The 9,003-nt window shown below is 59.9% G+C and carries 7 protein-coding genes; 3 read left to right on the top strand and 4 right to left on the bottom strand.

Annotated elements, in window-relative coordinates:
- Window positions 1-98: 98 nt before the first annotated feature.
- From DCO47_RS23375 to DCO47_RS23355, 4 genes are all read right to left on the bottom strand, one after another.
- Window positions 99-977: an ABC transporter permease subunit gene (locus DCO47_RS23375; protein WP_116659016.1), complete on the bottom strand. Its 879-nt coding sequence runs from the start codon at window positions 975-977 to the stop codon at window positions 99-101.
- Complete coding sequence (locus tag DCO47_RS23370; RefSeq protein ID WP_064363558.1) at window positions 974-1,888, bottom strand: ABC transporter permease subunit; 915 nt, start codon at window positions 1,886-1,888, stop codon at window positions 974-976. Before DCO47_RS23370 ends, DCO47_RS23375 begins: the two co-directional genes overlap by 4 nt.
- Window positions 1,885-3,027: a polyamine ABC transporter ATP-binding protein gene (potA, locus tag DCO47_RS23365; RefSeq protein ID WP_042609314.1), complete on the bottom strand. Its 1,143-nt coding sequence runs from the start codon at window positions 3,025-3,027 to the stop codon at window positions 1,885-1,887. The genes DCO47_RS23370 and potA overlap by 4 nt, the downstream gene beginning before the upstream one ends.
- Window positions 3,028-3,317: 290 nt before the next feature.
- Window positions 3,318-4,079 (bottom strand): gamma-glutamyl-gamma-aminobutyrate hydrolase family protein, encoded by a 762-nt coding sequence (locus DCO47_RS23355; protein WP_116659015.1) that lies wholly within the window; start codon window positions 4,077-4,079, stop codon window positions 3,318-3,320.
- A gap of 282 nt (window positions 4,080-4,361) precedes the next feature.
- Here DCO47_RS23355 and DCO47_RS23350 point away from each other — a divergent pair, with 282 nt between their 5' ends.
- From DCO47_RS23350 to DCO47_RS23340, 3 genes are all read left to right on the top strand, one after another.
- Window positions 4,362-5,738 (top strand): glutamine synthetase family protein, encoded by a 1,377-nt coding sequence (locus DCO47_RS23350; protein ID WP_007918694.1) that lies wholly within the window; start codon window positions 4,362-4,364, stop codon window positions 5,736-5,738.
- Window positions 5,739-6,007: 269 nt separating this feature from the next.
- Window positions 6,008-7,498, top strand: coding sequence for an aldehyde dehydrogenase (locus DCO47_RS23345; RefSeq protein ID WP_083352501.1), 1,491 nt, complete (start codon window positions 6,008-6,010; stop codon window positions 7,496-7,498).
- Between the two features lie 49 nt (window positions 7,499-7,547).
- Entirely contained in the window at window positions 7,548-8,831 is a 1,284-nt protein-coding gene (locus DCO47_RS23340) for an FAD-binding oxidoreductase (protein ID WP_116659014.1), read from the top strand.
- Window positions 8,832-9,003 lie beyond the last annotated feature (172 nt).

Here is a 9,003-nt window from a genome sequence, read left to right as displayed (position 1 = left end):
TGCTCCCGCTGGGCTGCGAAGCGCCCGCAAGATCTTGTGAGCGCTGCGCACTCAAGCGGGAGCAAGCTCCCTCGCCACAGGTTTTTATAGTCCTTGAGTCAGGCTGTGGCCGCTGCGGCACGTTGCGGCTGCCACGACTCATTCGCGGTCTGATCCATTGCTTCCTGGATCGCCAGTTTGCGATTGGCTTCCGCTTTGCGGCCGAAGTACCAGACGAGGAAAGTCACCAGCGACACCGCCAGCAGAATCAGGCTGGCCACCGCGTTGATCTCGGGTTTCACACCCAGACGCACCGCCGAGAACACTTCCATCGGCAGCGTCGTCGAGCCCGGCCCGGAGACGAAACTCGCCAGCACCAGATCGTCCAGCGACAAGGCAAACGACATCATCCCGCCTGCCGCCAGCGATGGCGCGATCATGGGGATGGTGATCAGGAAAAACACCTTGAACGGTTTCGCGCCGAGATCCATCGCCGCTTCTTCGATCGACAGATCCAGCTCGCGCAGGCGGGCGGAGACTACCACCGCGACATAAGCCGCACAAAAGGTCGTGTGAGCAATCCAGATGGTGACGATGCCTCGCTCCTGCGGCCATCCGATCAGCTGCGCCATCGCTACGAACAGCAGCAACAACGACAGGCCGGTGATCACTTCCGGCATCACCAGCGGCGCGGTGACCAGGCCGCCAAACAGCGTGCGACCCTTGAAGCGCGTGACGCGAGTCAGGACAAAAGCGGCGAGGGTGCCCAGCGCCACCGCAGCAATCGCGGTGTAGCAGGCAATCTCCAGCGAGCGCACCACCGAGCCCATCAGTTGCGTGTTGTCGAGCAGGCCGGCATACCACTTGATCGACCAGCCACCCCACACGGTCACCAGTTTCGAGGCGTTGAACGAGTAGATCACCAGAATCAGCATCGGCAGATAAATGAACATCAGGCCGAAGATCAGCATGAACCTGGAAAAGTTGAAGCGTTTCATCCCCGTGCCTCCATCTCTTTGGCCTGACTGCGGTTGAACAGCAGAATCGGCACAATCAGGATCAACAGCATCACCACCGCCAGGGCGGACGCCACCGGCCAGTCGCGGTTATTGAAGAACTCTTGCCACAGCACGCGACCGATCATCAGCGTCTCCGGGCCACCCAACAGTTCCGGAATCACGAACTCGCCGACCACCGGAATAAACACCAGCATGCAGCCGGCAATGATCCCGTTCTTCGCCAGTGGCACGGTGATCTTCCAGAAGTTGTTGAAGTTGCTCGAACCCAAGTCCTGCGCGGCTTCCAGCAGGCTGTTGTCGTGCTTGACGAGGTTGGCGTAGAGCGGCAGAACCATGAACGGCAAATACGCGTACACGACACCTATATAGACGGCAGTGTTGGTGTTGAGGATCTCGATCGGGTGATCGGTGAGCCCGGTCCACATCAGAAACGCATTGAGCAAACCGTTGTTGCTGAGGATGCCCATCCACGCATAAACGCGGATCAGAATCGCCGTCCAGGTCGGCATCATGATCAACAGCAGCAGGACGTTTTGCGTTTCCTTGCCGGTCTTGGTGATTGCGTAGGCCATCGGAAAACCGATCGCCAGGCACATCAGCGTGCTCAGTGCTGCGACCTTCAGCGAACCGAGGTAGGCCGACAGGTATAGCTCGTCTTCACCGAGCAGGGTGTAGTTGCCGATGTTCAGCAGCAGCTGGAATTTCTGTTCGGCGAAGGTGTAGATCTCCGAGTACGGCGGGATCGACAGTGCGGCTTCCGAGAAGCTGATCTTCATCACCAGAAAAAACGGCAGCATGAAAAACAGGAACAGCCAGATGAACGGAATGCCGATCACCAGTTTTCGTCCGCTGGGCACCAGGCGCAGGAATTGCTGATTGAAGGTTCTCATGAGCGCAGTACCACGCCGCTGTCGTCTTCCCACCAGACGTAGACCTTGTCGTCCCAGGTCGGCCGCGCACCACGACGTTCGGCGTTAGCCATGAACGACTGGACGATCTTGCCGCCGGGCAGCTCGACGTAGAACACCGAGTGACCGCCGAGGTAGGCGATGTCGTGCACCTTGCCTTCGGACCAGTTGTAGCGGAACTCCGGTTGGCTGGTGCTGACGAGCATTTTCTCCGGGCGGATGGCGTAGGTGATCGACTTGTCCTGCACCGAAGTGCTGACGCCGTGACCGACGTAAATCTTCTGCTGCAAATCCGGGCTGTGGATGATCGCGTGGCCTTCCAGATCTTCCACCACGGTGCCGTCGAAGGCGTTCACGTTGCCGATGAACTCGCAGACCATGCGGCTGACCGGCGCTTCATAAATGTCGACCGGGCTGCCGATCTGCGCGATCCAGCCCAGGTGCATGATTGCGATGCGCTGAGCCATGGTCATGGCTTCTTCCTGGTCGTGGGTCACCATCACGCAGGTCACGCCGACGCGTTCGATGATCTCCACAAGCTCAAGCTGCATCTGCGAACGCAGTTTCTTGTCCAGCGCCCCCATCGGCTCGTCGAGCAGCAACAGTTTCGGCCGTTTCGCCAGCGAGCGGGCGAGAGCGACGCGCTGCCGCTGACCGCCGGACAATTGGTGCGGGCGGCGTTTGGCGTATTGGGTCATGTGCACCAGACGCAGCATTTCTTCGACGCGGGCATCGATTTCACTGGCAGGCAAACGGTCCTGTTTGAGGCCGAAGGCGATGTTCTGCGCCACGGTCATGTGCGGGAATAACGCGTAGGACTGGAACATCATGTTGATCGGCCGCTCGTACGGCGGCATGTCGGTGATGTCCACGCCATCGAGCAGAATCCGCCCCTCGGTCGGCCGCTCGAAACCGGCGAGCATGCGCAGCAGGGTCGATTTGCCCGATCCGGAGCCACCCAGCAGCGCGAAGATTTCGCCCTGATGGATCTCCAGGGACACATCGTCCACGGCCACGGTTTCGTCGAACTTCTTGGTGACACGGTCGACTTTCACCAACACCTTTTTCGGTTGCTGATGACCTTCGAGTGCCTTCCGGTAAGTGCTGGAGGCGTTTGCCATGTGAAACTCCCAACAGGTTTCGTGTGCCTGGCCAACGTGGCCGGGCTTAAGTGGATTGCAAGCCTGCAAATGCACCTGTAGGAGCTGCCGAAGGCTGCGATCTTTTGATTTTGTTTTTCAGGATCAAGATCAAGAGATCGCAGCCTTCGGCAGCTCCTACAGGGCTCCTGCCCTGCGGCTTGGGTCGTACTTGTTGTTATTACGGGTGTCGCAGTTCACGACTGACAGGTGTGCAAACGCACACCCGCCAGCCGCGGGGGCAGTAAATCGTTACTTGATTCGTGGTTGCGTCAGCGCTGGTTGCGCCGCGCCGCCCGTTGCCGGCACGCTGCGCCGAACGCCTGGAAAATCTTCAGGTAATCGGGGTTGTCCAGCACTTGCCACTCCGGGTGCCATTGCACGCCGAGTGCGAAGGTCGGGCTGTGCTCGACCGAGATCGCTTCGATCAAACCGTCCGGGGCTACCGCTTCGGCACGCAGGCCGGCGGCGAGGCGGTCGATGCCCTGGCTGTGAATCGAATTGACCTGAAACTCGTTGGGCAACTCCAGCGCCTCGAACACACCGCCGGCGAGCACGCTGACCGCATGAGCCGGGGCGTATTGCACCGCGACATCCGGGCTGTCGGCCTCGCGGTGATCGAGCATGCCCGGCAGCTCATGGACCTTCTGATGCAGACTGCCGCCGAAGGCCACGTTCATTTCCTGAAAGCCACGGCAGATGCCGAGCACCGGAACGCCCGCCGCGATGGCTGCACGCAATAAAGGAAGGGTGGTGGCGTCGCGGGCCGGGTCGTGATCCGTGCCAGGCGCACTGGCCGGGCCTTGATAGTGGAAGGGCTCCACATTCGAAGGTGAGCCGGTCAGCAACAGACCGTCGAGTTGACCGAGCAGGTCGTCGATTTCAGTCAGGTTGCCGAGGGAAGGAATGACCACTGGCAGCCCTTCAGCGCCAACGCTGACAGCACGTACGTACTTGTCGCCGCTGATGTGATAGGGATGCAGGCCAATCTGTTTGACGCACGCAGTAACGCCGATCAATGGCTTGAATGCCATTTTTATTCACCTCGAAGTCTGTCACTTGAACGAGCTTTTCCGGAGCTTAGCCTCGTTGATTTTAATTAACAACTGCCATGTAAAAAATTCTAAACGCCGGTCATCAGGTTGCGCTGGTTTCATGGGGTTTGACGGCGGATCTGGCACGAGAGTGTAAATAAAAGCCCGAAAAATAAAGGCTGCGGGGCCAGCTGTTCGCTATTGACTTCACTTTGCCTTTCGGATTGACTGGCTGCGCAACACGGTGGTGAACATAATAATTAACAGCTAAATAGGTGCATCATGTCGGTCCCTCTGCGTACCGTTCAACTCAACGAAGCCAACGCATTCCTTAAGAAATATCCTGAGGTTTTGTACGTCGACCTTCTGATTGCGGATATGAACGGTGTGGTGCGCGGCAAGCGCATCGAACGCACCAGTCTTCATAAGGTGTACGAAAAAGGCATTAACCTGCCGGCGTCGCTGTTCGCGCTGGACATCAATGGCTCGACGGTGGAAAGCACCGGTCTGGGCCTCGATATTGGCGATGCCGATCGCATCTGCTATCCGATTCCCGGGACGTTGAGCATCGAGCCGTGGCAAAAGCGCCCGACCGCACAACTGCTGATGACCATGCACGAGATCGAAGGCCAGCCGTTCTTCGCCGACCCGCGTGAAGTGCTGGCCAATGTGGTGCGCAAGTTCGACGACCTCGGCCTGACCATTTGCGCCGCGTTCGAACTGGAGTTCTATCTGATTGACCAGGACAACGTGAACGGCCGTCCGCAGTCGCCACGCTCGCCAGTGTCGGGCAAACGTCCGGTATCGACTCAGGTGTACCTGATCGACGATCTCGACGAATACGTCGACTGCCTGCAAGACATCCTCGAAGGCGCGAAAGAGCAGGGCATCCCGGCTGACGCGATCGTCAAGGAAAGCGCCCCGGCGCAGTTCGAAGTCAACCTGCATCACGTTTCCGACCCGATCAAGGCCTGTGATTACGCGGTGCTGCTCAAGCGTCTGGTGAAAAACATCGCCTACGACCACGAGATGGACACGACTTTCATGGCCAAGCCGTATCCGGGCCAGGCCGGCAACGGTTTGCATGTGCACATTTCGATTCTGGACAAAGAAGGCAACAACATCTTCGCCAGCGAGGATCCCGAGCAGAACGCCGCGCTGCGTCACGCGATCGGCGGTGTGCTCGAGACCCTGCCGGCGCAAATGGCGTTCCTCTGCCCGAACGTCAACTCCTATCGCCGCTTCGGCGCGCAGTTCTATGTGCCGAACTCGCCGAGCTGGGGCATCGACAACCGCACCGTCGCCGTGCGCGTGCCGACCGGTTCAGCGGATGCCGTGCGCATCGAACACCGCGTCGCCGGTGCCGATGCCAACCCGTATCTGCTGATGGCTTCGGTGCTGGCCGGTATTCACCACGGTCTGACCAACCAGATCGAACCGGGCGCTCCGGTCGAAGGCAACAGCTACGAGCAGAACGAGCAGAGCCTGCCGAACAACCTGCGTGACGCCTTGCGCGAGCTCGACGACAGCGAAGTCATGGCGCGCTACATCGACCCGATGTACATCGACGTGTTTGTCGCATGCAAGGAAAGCGAGCTGGCCGAGTTCGAGAACTCGATTTCTGACCTTGAGTACAACTGGTATCTGCATACGGTCTGAGTGTTTTAGGGCCCCAAAAGCCAAAAGCCCCTCACCCTAACCCTCTCCCAGGGGTAGAGGGGACTGACCTGGGGATGCTTGGGAGATCCTGCGACCTGAACGATTTTTGCCGAATCCATAATCGACTCGGTCGTTCAGGTCGGTGTATCTCCCAAGACAACTCGGTCGGTCCCCTCTACCCCTGGGAGAGGGCTAGGGTGAGGGCAGCCATCTCAAGCCAGACACAGCAACCCGACACCCCCCAATTCCCCCTTGTCGAGCTCAAAACAATGACCACAACCCGCAACGACTGGGAACAACGCTTCCAGTCCCTGTCCATCGAATCCCGCGCCTTCATCAACGGTGAATACCGCCCGGCGATCAGTGGCGACACCTTCGAATGCCTGAGCCCGGTCGATGGCCGCTTTCTCGCCGCCGTCGCCAGTACCGATGAAGCCGACGCCAACCTCGCGGTGGAAGCCGCGCGTCAATCGTTCAACTCCGGCATCTGGGCGAAAAAGGCCCCGGCCGAGCGCAAGCGCATCCTGATCCGCTTCGCCGATCTGATCCTGCAGCACCAGGAAGAACTGGCGCTGCTGGAAACCCTCGACATGGGCAAACCGATCAGCGATTCGATGAGCATCGACATCCCGGCCACCGCCAACGCGATCCGCTGGAGCGCCGAGGCCATCGACAAGATCTACGACGAAGTCGCCGCCACCCCGCACGACCAACTCGGCCTCGTCACCCGCGAGCCCGCCGGTGTGGTCGCGGCGATCGTGCCGTGGAATTTCCCGCTGATCATGGCCAGCTGGAAGTTCGCTCCAGCGCTGGCAGCAGGTAACTCGTTCATTCTCAAGCCTTCGGAAAAGTCACCACTGACCGCCATCCGTATTGCGCAGCTTGGGCTGGAGGCCGGGATTCCGAAGGGCGTGTTCAACGTGCTGCCGGGCTTCGGTCACACCGTCGGCAAGGCGCTGGCGTTGCATATGGATGTCGACGTCCTGGCCTTCACCGGCTCCACGGCGATCGCCAAGCAACTGATGATTTACGCCGGCCAAAGCAACATGAAACGCGTCTGGCTCGAGGCCGGCGGCAAGAGCCCGAACGTGGTGTTTGCCGACGCACCGGATCTGCGCGCCGCAGCCCAAGCAGCGGCCGGTGCCATCGCCTTCAATCAGGGTGAAGTCTGCACCGCCGGTTCGCGCCTGCTGGTCGAACGTTCGATCCGCGAGCAGTTTATTCCGCTGCTGGTGGAAGCCTTGCAAGCGTGGAAACCGGGGCATGCGCTTGATCCGGCCACCACCGTCGGCGCCGTGGTCGACCAGCGTCAGCTCGACAACGTGCTGCGCTACATCAGCATCGGTCGCGAGGAGGGCGCCGAGCTGATTGCCGGCGGCCAGCGCACCCTCGAAGAAACCGGTGGCCTCTACGTGCAGCCAGCGATTTTCGACGGCGTGACCAATGCGATGACTATCGCCCAGGAAGAAATCTTCGGCCCGGTGCTGTCGCTGATCACCTTCGACACCGCTGAAGAAGCCCTGCAGATCGCCAACGACAGCATCTTCGGCCTTGCCGCCGGTGTGTGGACCAGCAACCTGAGCAAGGCGCACACCTTCGCCCGTGGCCTGCGTGCCGGTAGCGTCTGGGTCAACCAGTACGACGGCGGCGACATGACCGCACCGTTCGGTGGTTTCAAGCAATCGGGCAACGGTCGCGACAAATCGCTGCACGCGTTCGACAAGTACACCGAGCTGAAAGCGACCTGGATCAAGCTCTAATTCTTTTACAGCGGCGGTCGCCCCTGGTAGGCGACCCTCGGAGAAATGTATGAAACAGCAACACGTCAACAGCTACTACGCCGCCACCCGCAACGAAGTCATCGACTTTCCGATTCTCGAAGAAGCGCTGGACTGCGACGTCTGCATCATCGGCGCAGGCTATACCGGCCTGTCCTCGGCGCTGTTCCTCAGCGAGGCTGGCTACAAAGTCACGGTGCTGGAAGCGGCGAAAGTCGGCTACGGTGCCAGCGGTCGCAACGGCGGGCAACTCGTCAACTCCTACAGCCGCGACGTCGATGTCATCGAAGAGCGCTACGGTGACAAGACTGCGGAAATCCTCGGCAGCATGATCTTCGAAGGCGCCGACATCATCCGTTCGCGCATCCAGGATTACGACATCAAGTGCGACTATCGCCCGGGCGGTATTTTCGCGGCGATGAACAAGAAGCAACTCAACGGTCTGGCCGAGCAGAAGCGCAACTGGGAACGCTACGGCAACCGCAATCTGCAGATGCTAGATGCAGCGGACATTCGTCGTGAAGTCGGCTCCGATGCTTACGTTGGCGGTTTGCTGGACATGCAGGGTGGCCACGTTCATCCGTTGAATCTGGCGCTAGGGGAGGCCGCTGCCATCGTGCGTTTGGGCGGCAAGATCTACGAGCAATCGGCGGCGGTGGAAATTACCTACGGCGAGCCGATCACCGTGCGCACCGGCAAAGGGCTGGTCCGCGCCAAATACCTGCTGATCGCCGGCAATGCTTATCTGCCGCAAGGCCTCGACAACCGCGTCACCGCGAAAAGCATGCCGTGCGGCTCGCAGATCGTCGTCACCGAACCGCTGACCGAGCAGCAGGCACGCAGTTTGATCACCAATAATTACTGTGTCGAAGATTGCAATTACCTGTTGGATTACTACCGCCTGACTGCCGACAACCGTCTGCTTTACGGAGGAGGCGTGGTTTACGGCGCGCGGGAGCCGGACGACATCGAACAGCTGATTCGGCCGAAGATCCTCAAGACCTTCCCGCAGCTCAAGGACGTGAAAATCGACTACCGCTGGACCGGAAATTTCCTGCTGACCATGTCGCGCATGCCGCAATTCGGTCGTATCGAAAAGAACGCCTACTACATGCAGGGCTACAGCGGTCACGGCGTTACCTGCTCGCACCTGGCCGGCAAACTGATCTCGGAAATGATCCGCGGCGACGCCGAACGCTTCAACGCCTTCGCCTCACTGCCGCACATGCCGATGCTCGGCGGCCGCACCTTCTCCGCACCGCTCACCGCTTTGGGCGCGGTCTACTATTCCCTGCGCGACCGTTTCGGCGTCTGATTGACCTCACCGGCGGCGGCCCAAACCACCGCCGGTTTTCCCTGTGGGAGCGAGCCTGCTCGCGAAGAGGCCACTCCAGCCACCAATGCAATTCCTGACACACCAGAATCCAACTGTAGGAGTGAGCCTGCTCGCGATAGCGGTGTGTCAGCCCCGAATCATTACCTGACAC

Origin of the sequence: Pseudomonas sp. NDM, from assembly GCF_003105095.1 — a bacterium.
In the GTDB taxonomy this organism is placed as follows: Bacteria; Pseudomonadota; Gammaproteobacteria; order Pseudomonadales; family Pseudomonadaceae; genus Aquipseudomonas; species Aquipseudomonas moraviensis_A.
The sequence above is the reverse complement of the archived record's forward strand: the minus strand, read 5'-3'. Positions and strand labels throughout refer to the sequence as shown.